We start from the raw sequence: 15,885 nt of genomic DNA, 5'->3' as shown, positions 1-15,885 counted from the left end.
GGGAGTGATGAGGGGGCGTCGCCAAAGGGGGATCTCGTGCCACGCAGGGTGACAGAAGCTGACGCCGTCGAAGCCATGTGGAAAGCCGTGGCCAGTTCGTGTCTCCAGGGCCAGGTCGCCGAGATTCGCAGGCGGATGCGGCGTCCACCGCGGGTGAGGCGGGCGGCAACGTGTAGCAGCCGGTATCGAAGTTTCTTGGGTTCGGCGGCGGCGAGTTCGCCATCCAGCAGGAGGACGCGGGCCCAGGCAAGGAGATCGATCGCCGTGAGGCTGAGTTCAAGCCAGGTGGCATTGGCGTCGAAATGGCGGGAGGGGAAGCGGCCGAAGCCAGTGTTCTTGCCGCACCGGATGTGGTCCTCGACGGTGGCGTGTCCGCGGTGGCGGACCTCAAGGAACTGTGCGGAGCCGCCGCCGGAGTATGAGGTGTCGGTAAGGAATACCTGGTGCCGCAGGCCTTCGTCGTGGTCGAACAGGGACAGTTGGGCGCCGGGGTGCGGACGTTCGCGCCGCACGGTGATGCGGGTGCCGGCCGGGTACCCGGCAAGGTCGACCATGCCGGTCAGTTCGGCGACCTCGGCGCCGTCTCGCAGTGTCCCGTTCTGGTCCAGGGCGGGATGCCAGAGAGCTTCGGGCAGTGAGCGGATTGCACGACGGACTGGCTCGGTGACCGCGTATCCGACCGAGAACCGCAGGCTCAACCCGTGCTCGCGCAAGCTCCGGATGTGGGCGAGGAAGGCTTTCGCGGATCCGGCGCTCTCAGCGCGGACCAGGATCGCGGTGCCGTTCCGGTGAGCGTCGGGGATCTGTGCGAGGGCGTCGTCCAGCACCGCGATGTGATCGGTGGCGGTGTTGGCTCATGGGGTTCTCGGGGTCTTTCATCGTGGCGCGAGCTGGCCTGCCACTGGGCGAGACGCCCCCGGACCGCCCCCACCCAGACCGCCACCACCTGGGCCAACCGATAAACCCCAGCCACCCGCGCACCGAAGAACCAACCCCGACCTGACCGGTACTCACCCACCATCAGCAGAACAGGAGTAAGCAGGCACCGGGCTCAGGAAGGTCCGAGACCGGCCCTCCGCGAACCCCGCATCCGCGGTGTCCCAGACCATGCCGAGCTCCTCCAGCTCCTCAGCCCGGCTGCTGGGCATGGTGCTGGCCCGGTGGGCGCGCCGCCGAGACCGAGGGGCGTATCCCTTGGGCCGTCGGCTGTCCGACCACTGGCCGGCACGCTGCCGCGCTGACTCCGGTTACCGCCCCTCGGCACGGGCCTTCAGTCGAGCAAGGATGCCATTCGTGCCGGCCATGTCGTCAGCGACGACGCCCTGCTGCACCTCTTCGCGGCGGGCGTGTTCGCAGGCCGGACACAGGCCGCCCTGCGCGGGCCGGTAGCCGTCGAAGCCCGCCGTGCCGGGCTCGACATCGGCCTGGCAGGACGGACACTCCCAGACCGCATCCAACCGGGCCAGTTCCTCGCGCCGCTGCTGCTCCAGGGCGCGGGTGGCCTCGCGCTCCTGGCGGCGCTGTTCCTCGCGCGCGTCGTACTCGTCTTCCGTTCCCGTGTTGGTGAGGGCGTCGGTGATCGGCTGCCAGTCGCTGAGTCCGAGCCGCCACCAGACGGGTCCATGGGGGCCGTGAGTGCGGAGCTGGTCAAGGTGGGTGGCGATGACGGGGACGGTGCCGGCATGGTCCCACCAGCCGTCTCTGGTCAAGGTGGGTGGCGATGACGGGGACGGTGCCGGCATTGTCCCACCAGCCGCCTCCCTCGGTGCCCTTGGGCGACCAGCCCAGAGGGGTCTCCCAGCGGGGCTGCCAGCAGGCGCGGGACAGGTCCCGGACGGTCTTGATGCGGTTCATCCGCGCCTGCGCGCCGACGTCCTTCGTGAACACCAGGGCGACGGGCGGGAAGCCACCCCTGCCGGAGTCCTCCCACAACGTCGACCACAACGGGAACTCACGCCCACGGTCGTCCTTCACCTGGCGGAGGAAGAACCGCCGGTACCGGTCGATCTTCGCGGCGACGACCGCGGCCGGTTCGGTCTGGTTGTCGACCTCCACGAACAACACCGGCACCTGATCCTCCGGCGCGGTCAGGACCGCATCGGCACGCAGGCTGCCCCTGGCCGGGGTCGTGAACGTGCCCGTGACCGGCAGCGCCTCCTCGGTCTCCCAGCCCCGCAAGTGCCCCAGCCCCCGCGGGCGAACCGGAAGCACCCGCTCAGGGGCGGGGCGGGTGGTGCGGCGAGCGACCGGTTTCGTCGGCAGCGGCGGGGACTGACGGAACGCGTCGATCGTGTCCGTCACCGCCAGAGCGTGCACGGCGCCGGCCTTCGCCGCGTCCCTCGCGGTGCCGCCCATCTCCTTCACCGGCCGCCCCATCTCCTTCACCGGCCGCCCCAGCTCCGATGCGGCCGCCGCGAGCCCGGCCGTCGTCAGGTTCCACAAATCCTGCCGCACCGGCCGGCCGTTCGCCCCGGACTGGACGTCCGGCCGACCGACTCCATGAGCCCGGCGTGCCGCAGGTCCTTGCACGCGTTACGCACCGTCTGCAGATCGGCCGTGCCCGGCAGCACCAACTGCCGCAACTGCTCCGCCGTCACGACCTTCACCACCCCCAGCGCCAAGAGCACCAGCCTCCGCGCCCGACCCGTCGAGTTGTACGGCCACTGCACCCCGCTACCCATCACTCCCCCATCCCCGGCCGGCACCACGGCCGACAGCACAACTGCCCGCGGCCCTCGCCACCGCGACTCAATGACCCCCTTCACCGGCGATACACAAGCCGGTAAAGACACCTCATGCAGTTAAGCCGTCAAGATGCACCGAGAAATTTCGTAGTCTGCATCGCCGTGATGACGCACGCGAGGCTTCGCGGCCTGGCCCCGGAGCATCGGGGGCCGACCGTATAGGGGCAACCGGGTACGCGGCATGATGATCGGCATGATGGAGATACCCGGGTACGACGGTCACCCTCTCGCCCACCAGCCAGAGCTGCTGGACGAACCTCTCTTCTGGCTTGGCCACCTGTACTCGGGCGCTCACGACGAGGACACGGAAGAGCTGCTCTTCGGCGCGGACTACGAGGCGGCCGAGGTGTTCCACCGGGAGCTGCGGGAGCGGGCGGAGTGGCCCGTCTTCACCATCCCGCTGGCCGCCGGGCACCTCCTCCACGTCGTCTGCCGCGCGTGGAAGGACGACCCCGGTGTCGACTATCTCCTGCATCACCCCACCTGGGAGCGGGCACTGTTGCTGGCCAAGAACGACGGGCACTTCATGGGTCCCGCCCTGTCCTGGCCCGAGTTGTTCTCTGCCGCCGCCAACGGGCTGCCCGGGGGCAGCACAGCCGATCCACACCGCCGCCTCCTGTTGCTGCTGCCCGCGCTCGGAGACGACAACATCCCGGACGACGCAGAGCACCGCCTGATGGCAGCTCTCAGCGCCCTTACTGCCGTTGAGGCCCCCGAAGAACTCGCTGCCGCTCTCGTTGAGGGCCAAGGTGCGGGAGGGGCCTCCCGCTGGACCAGCAAGAACGGTGTCCGCGTGGACGACGGCGCGTACTCGTACCGAAACCCGTCCAATGGCTTCGCCCTCACCCCGGAAGACCTGGCTCGCGTGTCGACTGCCCTCATGCCCTGAGCCCTGTGAACCAGCCGGCTGGGGCGTCGCAGCCCCCGGAGGAAAAGCGATGGCTTCGTCGAAAGGAACGCGGGCGAGCAGGCAGTGATGCAGCTGCCCCAGCATGCGGTTGAACAAATGCCGCAGTGCCTGCATGTGCCAGTCCCCTCCGGCCCGGCGGCGCCGGTAGTGGGCGTCCGCACCCGATGAACCGCTGAGGAAGGCGAAGGCCCACAGGTGGCCGACGTGGTCGAGCCGGTTGTTCTTCACGAACCGGCGACCGACGTAGCGGCGTTTGCCGGAGACCCGGGTGATCGGAGCCGAGCCGACGTACGCCTTCAATCCTCCGGCCGTGGCGAACCGGCTCCGGTCGTCGCCGATCTCCCCCAGAATGCGGGCACCGACCTGGGAACCGATCCCCGGAAAGCTCGGCATGATCGCCGCGTCCGGGTGCGCCCGAAAGGCCTCCTCAGTGGCCCGCGCCAGTTCATCGACTTCGTCAAGCAGGTCCTCACCGAGGAAGAGTGCGGTGAAACCGTCGCCGATGTCCTGCGCCAGATGGAGGCCGTCAGCGTGGGCCATGCCTTCGATGCGCACCCCGCACCGGCCGGTGCGCAGTCGGTGCGCCTGTCCATCGTGTAGTACGCACCCGGGACGGCGGTGGTGCGCACCGCGGGCATCGGGTGCGCACCACCGCCGGACAGGTCCACTGCACCGTGCGCACCACCGCACCACCGCACCAAGTACGCCCCAGCGGCGGGCGGGCCCTCTATCACACACCCCCTTGGCCACGGCCTGATCGGCGGCCGGAACGTGCTGTGTCAAGGGGAAACGTGCCAGGTGGCGCACCTGGTCAAGGGGGTCGACGCGCGCGGGCCGGACCTGGTCAAGGGGCGATGGGCGGTGCGCGCACTGGTGCGGTGCGGGACATCGGGTGCGGTGCACCGGGTGCACGCGAGAGTGCCGGACATCGTCGGGTGGTGCGCGCCAAAGTGGCGTCCCCCGTCATCCGGTGCGCACCAGGGTTGCGTCCACTCAGTGGAGCCCATCGGGTGGATTCCACTCAGTGGGTGGGCTCCACCGGGTGGGCTCCACTGGGTGGGCTCCACTGGGTGGGCTCACCCGATGCGTGCATCGCCACTGGATGCAAAGCATCGCGGTTTCCACTCGGTGGACGATGCCCGGCATCGTCACCACAGCCAGGCGTTGGAGTGCCGCACCCGGTTGGTCGGCGGTCACGTTCTGAGCCCATACGCGCTCGTACTCAATGTTCACCGTCCGGCCCTGCCCTCGCTGGGGACACCGACGGTGTGAGTGATGCGATTAGCTGGAGTCACGGGACCTCTCCGGGGGTTCCGGGGTCCGCTCTCCTCGCCAGTCTGTGGCGCAGCCTCGAGGCGAGCGGACCCTGTCATTCGTACTGTTCAGGCCCCGGACACGCCGGTGGCCCTTCGTGTTCCGCGCAGATGTCTCCATTACGCGGAACACGGAGGGCCACCGGCCATCTCGTCTCTCCTGCGGATTTTGCCACCCCGCACTGACACCACCACTGAAAAACGCCACCCGAAAATGGAACCCCTACCGGTCAGGCCCCGTGTGGCGCCGTCGAGCAGCGCCTCAGATGGTCCTCGTTGGTCCGGCTTCTCGCACGCGCACGCGTAGGGCGGTCCAGAAACCGGGCGCTCCTTCAGCAGGTCTTCTGTTGTCGCATAGAGTGCCGTCGCGAGGGTGTCCAGGTTGTTCGTCACGCAACGATCTTGGACGCCCTCGTTCTCGTCTCCGCAGACTTGTGACTGAGCGCCACACAGTTGGCCGTTTGAGCACCTTCTGGCATCTCCCTTGACCGCGAGGAAGATCCCGCCGGTAGAGTCGACTTGAGGATGGTGTCACCTGGGGGGGGACTGATGACGGCAGCGGATGCAGTGCCCATAGTCTTCGTTCACGGGACGCGCTTCAGCGCGGGACAGTGGAGCATGCAGCTTGCCGCACTCCAGGACGAATTCCCGGTAGTCGCCGTCGACCTGCCCGGCCACGGGGAGCGCTCGGCTCAGCCCTGGAGCCTGAGCACTGCGACGGAGATCATCGCCTCCGCGGTGGACTCGCTCGACCGCGGGCCGGCTCTGGTCGTCGGGCACTCGCTCGGCGGATATGCCTCGCTGGAGTTCACGCGGCGCTGTCCGGAACAACTGCGCGGGCTGATCCTCGCGGGAGCCAGTGCCTCCACCCGTGGCCTCCGTGCAGCGCCCTATCGGTGGGTCGCCAGGCTGGTCCCTCGTATGCCTGCGGATCGCCTGGCCTGGTAGAACGACTGGTTGCTGCGGCGGCTCTACCCACGGGAAGTGGTGGAGGCCACCATCCGTTCCGGCTACGCCTTCCATACCCTGCCAGCAGCCTGGGACGAGGTACTCGGACGCTTCGACGCGGGTGCGATGCGTTATGTGAAGGCTCCGGTCCTCATCCTGAACGGCGAGAAGGACACCGTCTTCCGGGCCGAGGAGGCGGACTTCGCCCGCGCGCATCCGCACGCTCGCGTCGAATTGATCCCGCGGGCACGGCACCTCGCGAACTTCGACGACCCAGATGCCTTCACCGATGCCGTCCGCCGCTTCGCCCGCCAGCTCCCTGCCGTCAGCTGAGCGCGCCACAGCCGGGATCACCCGGTGCCCCTGAACACCTCGACAGCGACCGCGCACTCAGCCTGGCCAAATGGAGCACTCATTGGCTAACTGTGATGCACAGTCACAGGACAACCCTTGGAATTGATCATCTGTTGACGGGAAAGCGCTCCTCGATGAGGTCGAACGCCCGCTGCGACTCCGTCCCCGGCATCGAGTAGGAACCATCCGGTGCGGCCGGGGCCAGTGCCGACGCCATTCCCGCCGCAACGAGCACCACCACCCACATCGCCAGGACGTGCCAGCGTCAGCGAAAGGCCAATCGGCCCAAACGATCAAGAAAAGCAGCCACAGAAGGGTCTCCACATCCGAACTCGGCGAACCCTTCCACCTTGTCCAAACTGGCATCTCCGGTCTTCGTGCAGCTGCCGACAGTCCTCTGCTGCATACGCAGTAGAGGACGGCCTACACCGACACGAACCTGCCCCAGGGCTCACAGAAGGCCTGGACGGCGGAGTCCGGCTCGGAGAGCGACCAGCATCGGCCCTCAGTTCAGCAGCCGCCTCAGGGCGAGCCCAGTCCGAACGGCCTGACTTGTGCGGCGTTGCTCGGCCGATGCCCCATCAATACCCGGCCCTTGCAGATCACCTGAACCAGCGATACCGCCACACCTGTTGCGCTTGTTAAAGTCGCCCAGAAATGCGCTGAGCTGCGGAAAGCCGATCTGGCTCGCCTCGCGCCACAGCTGGACCCCCAGAGAACTGGGGAAAGTCGTACTTGGGCACGCACCGATGCTACGTCTGTTCGAATATCGGATGCGAATGGCGCGCCGCACCACCCCGCCACGCCACCCACCCCTCCGAAACCCTGCCCACCACCGCCAGCCCCTGCCACACTGAACCCGGCCCCGCTGCCACCCCCGTCGGCGGGGCCACCCCCGGACCCCGGAGGTACTCATGACGTGCGGAAACTGCGGCGCAGCAGCCACCCAGGGCCCCGACGGATCCTGGACCTGCTCCAACCAATGCGGATGGTCCTCCACCACCCCCACAACAGCCGTAAGCCCCGAGATCACCACCACCCGCTGCCGCGGCTGCGACGCCGAAGTACACGGACTCGACGGCCGGTACGCATGCGGGCTCTGCGGCTGGTCGAACCACTGGGACGAAGGCCACCGCCCCCTCCCCACCGGCAGCCGCAGAACCAAGAACGTGAGGTGAAGGGCCCCGAGGAACACCCGGTGATTGTGTCGGTCTGGTTGCGGGTCACGCCGGTTCCAGCAAAACGGCCGGCAGCGTCCCGCTCACGATCCGATCCCTGGGCAGCGAGAGCCCGAAGAACTCCTCGACAACGCCCAGCGCGGCGCGGTGGGCCTCCCTTCGGTTCCGCTCCGGGTCCGGGAGACCGGCGGCCGTGAGCCGCTCCTGCAGTCGAGCGGCTGTAGCGGGGTCGCCTTCGACCTTTTCGTAGCCCCATGATCCGTCCAAGTGCAGGTTGAAGGCGGCCAGCAGCCGGCCGTCGTGGAAATAGGCGAACTGAGGCGGCACCGGCTTGCCGTTCTCCTCCTCGTACTCCAGGAGGCAGACATGTGTGCCGCCGTGCGAGACCGGTGTCATCGGCCCGAACTCGGCCTGCCAGCCGCCGTACGCAACCGCGTATGTCCAGTCCCCCACGGAGCCAAGGCGCAGCCCGACGTCGTAGTGGTCGTCCATGAGCTCCAGGAGCGAGGCCCCGGTGTGGTCCCCGACCGGCACGACGATGTGCTCTGTGTCGTACAGCAGGGTCGCTGCAAGGCGCTTGGCGAGTTCCTCCGGGGAGAGCCCGCGGGCGAGTACCACGCGGTAGCCCCCGAACGCGATGGATTGTCGGTCAGCGAGCCAGGTCGTTCCGTCTGTCATGACCGTCATCCTGACCGCTGCCTCTGACAACGCACGCGGGAGGCCCATGGTGCTGGCTCAGCACACCATCAGCGCAGTCGCTCGGCCAGTCCGACGATGATGCCCTCCGGGCCGCGGAGGTAGCAGAGCAGATAGCTGTCCTCGAACCGGGCGATCTCGCCGACGAGTTCGGCGCCGTGAGGGCGCAGGCGGGCAACGGTGTCCTCGATGTCGTCGACGGCGAACATGACGCGGTGCGTGCCCAGAATGTTGTGCGGCCGGTTGCGCGGCCCGGCGCTGATCGCCGCGGGGCTGCGGTACTTCGCCAGCTCGAGCCGGCTGTGACCGTCCGGGGTCCGGACCATCGCGATGTCACAGCGGACGCCGTCGAGTCCGGTGCACTGGTCGGCGAAGAGGCCCTCGACCTCCGCCCTGCCCTCCAGTTCCATACCGAGTTCCACGAAGAACGCGATGGCGGCATCCATGTCCTCGACGACGATGCCGACGTTGTCCATCCGCTGAATCGCCATGCTGGTTTCTCCTTCTTCCCCGTGCGGCCGGTGGTAGGCGCTGATGTCCCTGGGACGAAGCCGGTGGCACGTTCTCGACATCCGCAGACCGCCGAACTCCGAGAAATCTGGATCGCGCCTCAGCACCGCTGCAGCAGACCCGCGAGCCAGGCGTCACCACCGAGGGTGAGTGCGGCGCAGGCGGCCGCTCCCATGAAGACGATCAGCCGCAGCGTGCCGTCCCCGCTTTTCAATGCCTCCTCGACGATTTGCAGCGTGCGCGCTTGAGCATGCGCCTCCCCCAATCAATTCACGGTGCCGGGTCACCCCTGGCGGGTGGAGTTCCCCGTGCCGCTCGCCCTCGCCGCACCCGTCCAGGCCCCGCCGCGCGGCGCGAGCTGGGGGCCGCGCCGGCGCCCGACGGGCCCGGGCATCCGTGGACGGGAATGCAGATCAGCGCTGGATGGGGCTCTGGGAACAAGCTCCGTTACGTCACCGTCCAGCCGAACCTCGTCGCCGAGGTACGCCATGCGCCACCGGTACCGGCTGGCCGCTGTCGATGCCGCCGCGGTGGAAGTCGCGCAGCCGGATCTGCCGGCCCGCGACCGCGTCTTCAAGGTGATCGAGGGCGGGCGTGCTGTCCCTGGAGGAGACGGTGGCGCATCTGACGTCCCGTCCGGCGGCCCGGCTGCGCCTGCCGGACCGCGGGCTCGTCCGCGAGGACTACCGCGCCGACCTGGTCCTCCTCGACCCGGACACGGTGGCGGCGGGCTCGGCGTTCGAGGCGCCATGCACCCTGCCGGTGGGCATCCGCACGCGCTGATCGACGGGCGGTTCGTCACCGAGGACGCCGCCGCACGGACGTGCTCGCAGCCGGTCCGTACGGCGTACGTCCTCTGCGTACTAGGCCTGGGGCTCGGGGAGTTCACATCCCTCGCGGCCCAGGTCGAGCTTGCTGCCGTCGACGACGCACGGCACGATCCCGTAGGTCTCCTGCGCGTAGCGCGCGTTGTAGCGGACGGTGATGAGCCCCTTGCGGTCGACCTCGCAGGGGTTGTTGAGCGTGCACTGCTCGCCGTCCTCGTTATGGGTGTTGTTGACGGCGATCACGCGTCCGGTGTGGTCGTCGATCACCGGGGAGCCGGAGGTGCCGCCGATGGTCTCGCACCCGGGCGTGTAGCGCACCGAATCCTTCCAGGTCCACCAGTACTCCTTGAGCTGGTCCACGAACCCGTCGACGGAGCACTTGTACTGCTTCTTCCAGTACCCCGACGTCACGGTGATCTCGGTGTTCTTGCGCGGGTGGCGCGGGTCGAGCAGCAGCGGCCGTACGTGGTACTTGCTCTCGATCTCGGCGTAGGTGGTGGTCGTCCGGTACAGCGAGATGTCGGTGTCGGTCATCGTCGCGTACGAGATCTGGTCGGCCTGGAGCGTGCCGAGCACCCCGGCGTCCTCGTCGAGGAGCTTGAACGTGCGGGTGGACGGCCGGTCCACGATGACCTGGCCGGCCTTCGGGAAGCCGCCCTCGATGCAGTGCCCGTTGGAGAGCACGAGGGCGGGGTCGTCGGGCTGTGACTGCGGGGTGCGCACGACGGAACCGGAACAGTTGCTGAGCGCGACGGTGCCGGCGAACGTGACGGGCGCATCGTTCGGTCTCGCGCGGGTGCCGGCGTCCCCGCTCGCGGTCCCGGCGACGGCGGGTGCCGCGCCCGCGCCGACCAGGGCGAGCGCGAACGCCGCGCCGGTGAGCGCCTTGCCGATCCTCGGTGAGCGACGTGTCGTACGTGTCATCGGTGCTGCGGGTGACATTGGGTGGAGCCCCCTTGCCGACGCCGGGTGTGACGTCTGTAGCCGATGGTTGCCGTGCGCATTCTTCGATGCCGACGGGCGGCGGGACAAGGGGTGGGATCAAGTCCATGTCCCCCAAAGGTCCGCGGGCGCGGAGGACGCGGGCACGGGCCGGGCCCGGTGCACATGCAGATCCGAACTCGCGCCCGGGGTCCACGACTTGGTGTTCCACCAGGCCAGGCCTGCTCCGGCGGGGTCGCTGGGGCAGCGGGCGGGGGGCCGGGTGCCGGCTCAGCGCACCCCGTCCGGCCGGAACTGAAGGCTGATCCCGAGCCCGGACGCCCGCGCCGACTTGGGGATCGCGTGGTCCCAGGTGCGCTGGCAGGAGCCGCCCATCACGATGAGGTCGTTCTGCCCGAGGGCTCTGCGCACGGTCGGCCCGCCGCCCCCGACGGGGCGCAGCAGCAGGTCGCGAATCTGCTTGACGTCCCATGGAGCGCTTGAGGGGTGGCGAGTGATGAAACCGCGCAAGGTTCGCGTTCCGCCGGAGTTCGCAACAATCGATTTTTCCGCACGAGTGCACAGATCACGACAAGATCGATCATTCGCCCCTGGCGCACTTGTCCGTCCCGCGCTTCACTCCTGACTCATGAAACGACAGATCACGTCCATGCTCGCCGGACTGGTGCTGGCCGCCGGTTCGGCGTTCGGCGCGGGCTCGGCGGCCGCGGCCGAGCCGGTTCCCGTGGAGTTCGGCACCGACTGGCACGACCCGCTGACCGCGGCGCCGGCCATCGAAAAGCCCGACACTCGATCCTGCGAAGTCACCATCGCGGAGGCACAGTTCCGTGATTTCAAGCCGTACAGGGGAAGTTACGCCCCGCCCGTGGAGTGCGGAGACCGCTGGAGCAAGGTGGTGCTGCGCCTCGACGGAAAGGTGAAGGGCCGTCAGTACGACCGGATCGGCTACCTCCGTATGGGCGGCGTCGAAGTGTTCCGTACGTCCACGCCCGAGCCCTCCGTCGACGGGATCACCTGGTTGGTGGAGAAGGACGTCACCCATTACAGCGACACACTGCGCCGCGAGCAGCCCGTCGAAATGCTCATCGGCAATGTCGTCGACGAGACATACACCGGCGTCATCGACGTCAAGGTCACGCTGACCTTCTATGCCGCAAAGGGCAGCACGAAAGCCGCCGAGACGCCCGACAGGGTGCTCCCGCTGGAGGGCGCCACGCTGGCCACGCCGCGTAACTCCGAGCGCATCGTCGCCGAGGTGTACGCCACCGGATCCGGCGGCGGCTGCGAGGAGTACTGGTACCTGACCGTCCCGGACTCCGCGTCCTACTCGTGCAAGGCGGACAAGGGTCCGTACCGCGAGGTGCAGGTCAAGGTCGACGGCCAACTCGCGGGAATCGCAGCGCCGTTCCCGACCGTGTGGACCGGCGGCTGGTCCAACCCCTTCCTTTGGTACGTCGTTCCGGCGCCGCGTGCCTTCGACGTGAAGCCGATCGAGTACGACCTGACGCCGTTCGCCAGCATCCTCAACGACGGGCGCGAGCACCGCGTCGAGGTGTCGGTCGCGGGCCTGCCCGAGGGGCAGAGCGGCTGGAGCACGCCCACGAACGTCCTCGTCTGGCAGGACGAGGGCAGCGAGCACGTCACCGGGGCGCTCACGAAGCACGATCAGAGTGATCTTTCCAACTCGACGACGATCACGCCCGGTTCACTGAACCGGCTCGACACCAAGGGCGGCCACCGGCTCACCGTCGCCGGCTATGTGAACACCTCGCACGGGCGCGTCGAGACCACCGTCTCGCGCACCCTCGCCAATACCTCAGCCCACCACTGGACGGAGGACGAGAACACCGACGGACTCACGTCACGCTGGGACGACGACGAGACGGTGACTGTGGACGGCCACGGCCCGGCGCGGGTCGCGCACACCCATCGCGTCTACACCATGGACGGCGAGACCACGATCGGCACGGACAACCGGCTGCGCACCGTCCTCACGCTCGGGGACCGCGCGGACACCTCGGTCATACGCGCCGGCAAGCGCATCTCCTGGTCGCGGCTCGACGACACGTACACCGGCGACGCCACCTGGACGCTGGGTGTCCCACGTGACCAGCGCCATGCCGTCGGCACATCGAACGAGCGCTACCGGCTCGACGGGTCGGAGGGCTGCTACGACCGCACACTACGGACCGAGCAGGGCGTCCTGACGGAAGACCGTACGGGCTGCTGAGCCCACGCGGGGCCCGGCCGTGCGTGCCGGGCCCCGCCAACGGCCATCGCCCCCACCGCGCCCTGGGCAAGCCACTCCACTACGCCCGCTTCCCCCACCGATGATCGAGCCCGGGCAGACCAGCCACCTACTCGTGGTCGCTCATCCCGCGCATCTCGAACAGCAGCGTGGCGATGCCGTACTCGGCCGCCATGCCGTTACGGCCGATGGTGTTGGCCGAGCCCCCGTCGTACCGGCCGATGTGGCCCCAGCCGGTGCGGTTGACGTTGTGGTACACCACGGAGCCGAGCCGCTTGGACTTCTCGACCGGTTCGGGCGAGACGTCCGGGGTCGTCGGGTACAGGATCGAGCCGGACACCAGATCCCCGTTCACGCGGGACTGGGTGCCCTGGTGGTGCAGGTGAATCGCGTAGTCCACGTCGTAGGCGCGCAACACATTCTCGTGCAGGGCCCGCGTCTCGGGCTGCTCCTTGGCCACGTGGTCGCGGTTGAGGTCGACCTCGTTGGCGTTGTAGCGGGTCAGGTGGCGTTCGCCTTTGCCGAGGTAGCCGTCGAGGGCGAAGTTCACGTCGCCCATTGCGCCGTCCGCGTTGAACATCGGGATGAAGAGGATGTTCACGTTCCTGAGCAGCGAGGCCTTGGACGGCGAGCCGAGGGACTGATCCGCGTCACCCCGGACGGCGAGGTCAGCATCAAGCTGCCTGCCCCGCTCGCGCACCTGGCCAACGCCCCGCACGGCCGGTACACCCTCACCCCCGTATCGGCTTCGCGCACCGGGGCGCGGAGTGGGCCGACCGCATCACCGCGAACCGGGCAGTCGCCTACCGCATCCACCTCGACTATCGTTTCATGGCCAAGTGCGGGCGAGCCTGAGCCGACGGCGTCGGCCGGGGGTGACCCTGCCCTTGCCGGAAACCTCATCCGCCCTGGTAGAGGCCGGTGTGTGAGATGGCACGAGATGTCGAGCACGGTCGGTCAAGCCGGCGTTCTCGCCGAGTTACGGACGTCGCCGTGGGCGCAGACAATGACGACGGGCAGCGGCACGCACTCCTCCGGCCGTACGGCGACGGCTGGGCCGGAGACGCGTGAAGCGGCCCCGGCCGGCGCCCGGCCCGTCGGCTCAGTTGACGGAGAAGTCCTCGAAACCGGCGATCCCGCGGGTGCCGTTCCAACCGTTGGCCGCCGTCATGAAAACGCCGATGTCCTGGGTATCGGCAACGCCGCCCGGTGTGGCGGTGCCGACCTTGGTCCAGGAGACGCCGTCAGGGCTGCACTCGCCGGTGTACGTGTTGCCGGAGCGCGTCAGCCGCAGATGCACCGGGGCGGTCACGGCAACGGCCAGCTCGATGGAGTCGAGCTGGCCGTTGCCGTCGGAGTCCCAGGACAGAACGCAGCCGTTGGACGGAGTCACCGCGAGATTGACGTAGCCAGCCGAACCATTGCCGTTCTCTGAGAGGTCGTTGCGGACGATCAGCCCGGCGCGGGCCCAGCCACCGGTGGTGTCCTGCGAGGTGACCTGGACCGTGGCATTCGAGGAGGACCCGAAGGCGGCGGCCCGGTAGACCGTGCCGAACTCGTTGGTAGTGCCCCACAGATCGGCGCCCGCGCCCTCGATGGCGATCGCGCCCCCGGACTGGCCGAAGACCGCGTCGTTGAAGGAGGCACTCCGGTAGGGATCGCCCACCCCGGTGCCAGCCATCAGACGGACCGCCGCCGAGGCCGAGCCGCGCGTGCCTGCGGCCCGGTAGGACGCGCCCACCGGCACCCGGAAGACCAGCGCACGGGCGGCCTTGGTGAGGGTGACCCGGAAGGTCGCCGAGAAGGTTTCGCCCGGGCCGACCGACGCCGCGGTGGTCGTGCCGGCCGGCTCGGCAGTCATTCCCTCCGGTGCATCGACGGTCAGCGTCACATCCGTCGCCAGCCCGAAGCCGTTGCGGTTGGTGAACGACACGGTGACCGTCACCGGGCGGCCCTCCGCCACCGCGCCCCGGTCGGCTGACCCGGCCAGCGCCACCTGGTGGGGATCTGCGGCCAGAGTGTCCCGCACCTGCCGGGCCAGCTTGCGGATGTCGCCCGACGTCTTCACCGGGTAGCTGTCCTGTTGGTGCGCCCAGCGGTCCTCCAGTGCGAACCAGTCGATCTCGGCCGGCTCCCGGCCGTCCGCGAGCGCTGCGGACAACTCGTCGAAGTACGTCTTCCAGCGAGTGAGGTAGAGGCCGCCGACCAGCCCCGCCCATTCTCGGTTCGCGTAGTCGTGCAGCCCTTCGTCGCTGCTCGCCCGACCTCCCCAGGTGGTGATGATCGACCGCGCGTCGTACTCCAGTTGGTCCTTCTCGGCCCCTGTGGCGCCCCAGGACCGGGCGCCGACGAGCCACCGTCCGAGCAGGTGCTGCGCGGACGTGGCCAGTATCTTGTCCATCAGCTTCATCCAGCCGAGCCAGGTCTTGGTGAGCCGGTCGAAGCCGACACGGTCCCCGGCGTCGTACGCCGTCTTGATCCGGGGCAACAGAACGCGGCTGCGGTTGGACAGCACCTGACGGGTCACATCGGTGAGGTCGTAGGCGTAGGCGGAGCTGTCGCGCAGCCGCGGCGCGACCTGGAGCAGCTCAGTGAGTGCCGCGTCGAAGGCCGTGGTGTCGTAGCGGTCGGCCTCGGGCCCCCAGGCGGCAGCCTTGTTGGCGCCCAGACTCGGCCGGGCGCCGAATAGCCCGTCGGGCGCCTCACTCCACGCATCCTTGCGGGTCATGTTGTACGCGGTGTCCCGGATCGCCTTCCAGGCCGCCACGGCGTGCGGGTCCTCGCCGCCGTACCGGGACGCTGCGTACGAGGCGAACCAGGCGTCGAGGTCGATGGTGCCGGGCGTCCAGGCGAGCTCCGTGAACAGGGCCATCGCGGCGGGGTTGTTGTCGGCGCCCTCAGGCATCATCGCGATCCCGGCGAGCGCACTGCCCTCCTTGTCGCGCCACTTCGGGTACTGCTCCACCCAGTCGGGGGCATTGGCGCCGATAGGGGTATGACCGCCGAAGTTCCAGATGCTGCCGAAGGCGTACGGTGTGCCATCCCAGTCGCTCTCCCGGTCGGTGACGGTGGTGTAGCGGTCGGACAGGCCGTCGACGACGAGCATCATGCTCTTGTCGACTGCGTCAAGGATCTCCCGGCTCGGGTTGTTCTGCCAGCCCAGGATGGCCCAGATCGCTCCGGGGTGAGCCTTCTGGAGAGCGGCCTCGACGGCC

At 68.7% G+C, this 15,885-nt stretch carries 11 protein-coding genes and 5 pseudogenes; 5 read left to right on the top strand and 11 right to left on the bottom strand.

What is annotated here, in order from left to right:
* Window positions 1-80 precede the first annotated feature (80 nt).
* From GA0115254_RS34425 to GA0115254_RS34415, 3 genes and pseudogenes are all read right to left on the bottom strand, one after another.
* Window positions 81-854, bottom strand: a pseudogene (locus GA0115254_RS34425) (transposase); the annotation flags it as partial.
* A 393-nt stretch (window positions 855-1,247) separates the two neighbouring features.
* A complete protein-coding gene (locus tag GA0115254_RS34420; protein ID WP_093899185.1) occupies window positions 1,248-1,709 on the bottom strand; it encodes a hypothetical protein in 462 nt (153 codons plus the stop codon).
* A complete protein-coding gene (locus tag GA0115254_RS34415) occupies window positions 1,648-2,454 on the bottom strand; it encodes a replication-relaxation family protein (RefSeq protein WP_176740404.1) in 807 nt (268 codons plus the stop codon). The genes GA0115254_RS34420 and GA0115254_RS34415 overlap by 62 nt, the downstream gene beginning before the upstream one ends.
* A 483-nt stretch (window positions 2,455-2,937) precedes the next feature.
* On the opposite strand from GA0115254_RS34415, the gene GA0115254_RS34410 reads away from it, so the two are divergent.
* Window positions 2,938-3,633: a hypothetical protein gene (locus GA0115254_RS34410; protein WP_176740403.1), complete on the top strand. Its 696-nt coding sequence runs from the start codon at window positions 2,938-2,940 to the stop codon at window positions 3,631-3,633.
* 36 nt (window positions 3,634-3,669) lie between these two features.
* On the opposite strand, the pseudogene GA0115254_RS34405 reads toward GA0115254_RS34410, so the two are convergent.
* Window positions 3,670-4,104: pseudogene (locus GA0115254_RS34405) on the bottom strand (transposase); the annotation flags it as partial.
* Between the two features lie 1,412 nt (window positions 4,105-5,516).
* Here GA0115254_RS34405 and GA0115254_RS34400 point away from each other — a divergent pair.
* A pseudogene (locus GA0115254_RS34400) lies at window positions 5,517-6,248 on the top strand (alpha/beta fold hydrolase).
* A gap of 1,244 nt (window positions 6,249-7,492) precedes the next feature.
* Here GA0115254_RS34400 and GA0115254_RS34385 read toward each other — a convergent pair.
* From GA0115254_RS34385 to GA0115254_RS44895, 3 genes are all read right to left on the bottom strand, one after another.
* The gene (locus GA0115254_RS34385; protein ID WP_093899181.1) at window positions 7,493-8,125 is read right to left on the bottom strand and encodes a DUF6461 domain-containing protein; all 633 of its coding nucleotides are present in this window, start codon (window positions 8,123-8,125) and stop codon (window positions 7,493-7,495) included.
* A gap of 68 nt (window positions 8,126-8,193) precedes the next feature.
* A complete protein-coding gene (locus tag GA0115254_RS34380) occupies window positions 8,194-8,634 on the bottom strand; it encodes a VOC family protein (RefSeq protein WP_093899180.1) in 441 nt (146 codons plus the stop codon).
* Between the two features lie 119 nt (window positions 8,635-8,753).
* Entirely contained in the window at window positions 8,754-8,918 is a 165-nt protein-coding gene (locus GA0115254_RS44895; protein WP_176740402.1) for a hypothetical protein, read from the bottom strand.
* 329 nt (window positions 8,919-9,247) lie between these two features.
* Between GA0115254_RS44895 and GA0115254_RS44890 the strand changes: the two genes are divergently transcribed.
* Window positions 9,248-9,436 carry an amidohydrolase family protein gene (locus tag GA0115254_RS44890; RefSeq protein ID WP_176740401.1) on the top strand — a complete coding sequence of 63 codons (189 nt, stop codon included), beginning with the start codon at window positions 9,248-9,250 and terminating at the stop codon, window positions 9,434-9,436.
* Between the two features lie 80 nt (window positions 9,437-9,516).
* On the opposite strand, the gene GA0115254_RS34370 is transcribed toward GA0115254_RS44890, so the two are convergent.
* Together GA0115254_RS34370 and GA0115254_RS34365 are read right to left on the bottom strand one after the other, a co-directional pair.
* Window positions 9,517-10,374: a S1 family peptidase gene (locus tag GA0115254_RS34370; RefSeq protein WP_256102920.1), complete on the bottom strand. Its 858-nt coding sequence runs from the start codon at window positions 10,372-10,374 to the stop codon at window positions 9,517-9,519.
* Window positions 10,375-10,692: 318 nt separating this feature from the next.
* Window positions 10,693-10,875 (bottom strand): annotated as a pseudogene (locus GA0115254_RS34365) (alpha-ketoglutarate-dependent dioxygenase AlkB); the annotation flags it as partial.
* Between the two features lie 175 nt (window positions 10,876-11,050).
* Between GA0115254_RS34365 and GA0115254_RS34360 the strand changes: the two are divergent.
* Window positions 11,051-12,652, top strand: coding sequence for a peptide-N4-asparagine amidase (locus GA0115254_RS34360; protein WP_093899178.1), 1,602 nt, complete (start codon window positions 11,051-11,053; stop codon window positions 12,650-12,652).
* Window positions 12,653-12,779: 127 nt separating this feature from the next.
* On the opposite strand, the gene GA0115254_RS34355 is transcribed toward GA0115254_RS34360, so the two are convergent.
* Complete coding sequence (locus GA0115254_RS34355; RefSeq protein ID WP_218105601.1) at window positions 12,780-13,388, bottom strand: M14 family metallopeptidase; 609 nt, start codon at window positions 13,386-13,388, stop codon at window positions 12,780-12,782.
* On the opposite strand from GA0115254_RS34355, the pseudogene GA0115254_RS46835 reads away from it, so the two are divergent.
* Window positions 13,314-13,492 (top strand): annotated as a pseudogene (locus tag GA0115254_RS46835) (IS200/IS605 family accessory protein TnpB-related protein); the annotation flags it as partial. The gene GA0115254_RS34355 and the pseudogene GA0115254_RS46835 overlap by 75 nt on opposite strands.
* A gap of 280 nt (window positions 13,493-13,772) precedes the next feature.
* Here the strand turns inward: GA0115254_RS46835 and GA0115254_RS34350 are convergent.
* The coding region (locus GA0115254_RS34350; protein ID WP_093899177.1) for an alpha-N-acetylglucosaminidase C-terminal domain-containing protein at window positions 13,773-15,885 on the bottom strand (2,113 nt) is incomplete at its 5' end.

Origin of the sequence: Streptomyces sp. Ncost-T10-10d (assembly GCF_900091955.1) — a bacterium.
Taxonomy (GTDB): domain Bacteria; phylum Actinomycetota; class Actinomycetes; order Streptomycetales; family Streptomycetaceae; genus Streptomyces.
Note: the sequence above shows the minus strand (reverse complement) of the source record. Positions and strands in the feature narration are given on the sequence as shown.

Coding starts and splice junctions, on each gene's coding strand:
- GA0115254_RS34410 (WP_176740403.1), top strand. CDS start 2,938: ATGATGGAGATACCCGGGTACGACGGTCACCCTCTCGCCCACCAGCCA.
- GA0115254_RS34385 (WP_093899181.1), bottom strand. CDS start 8,125: ATGACAGACGGAACGACCTGGCTCGCTGACCGACAATCCATCGCGTTC.
- GA0115254_RS34380 (WP_093899180.1), bottom strand. CDS start 8,634: ATGGCGATTCAGCGGATGGACAACGTCGGCATCGTCGTCGAGGACATG.
- GA0115254_RS34360 (WP_093899178.1), top strand. CDS start 11,051: ATGAAACGACAGATCACGTCCATGCTCGCCGGACTGGTGCTGGCCGCC.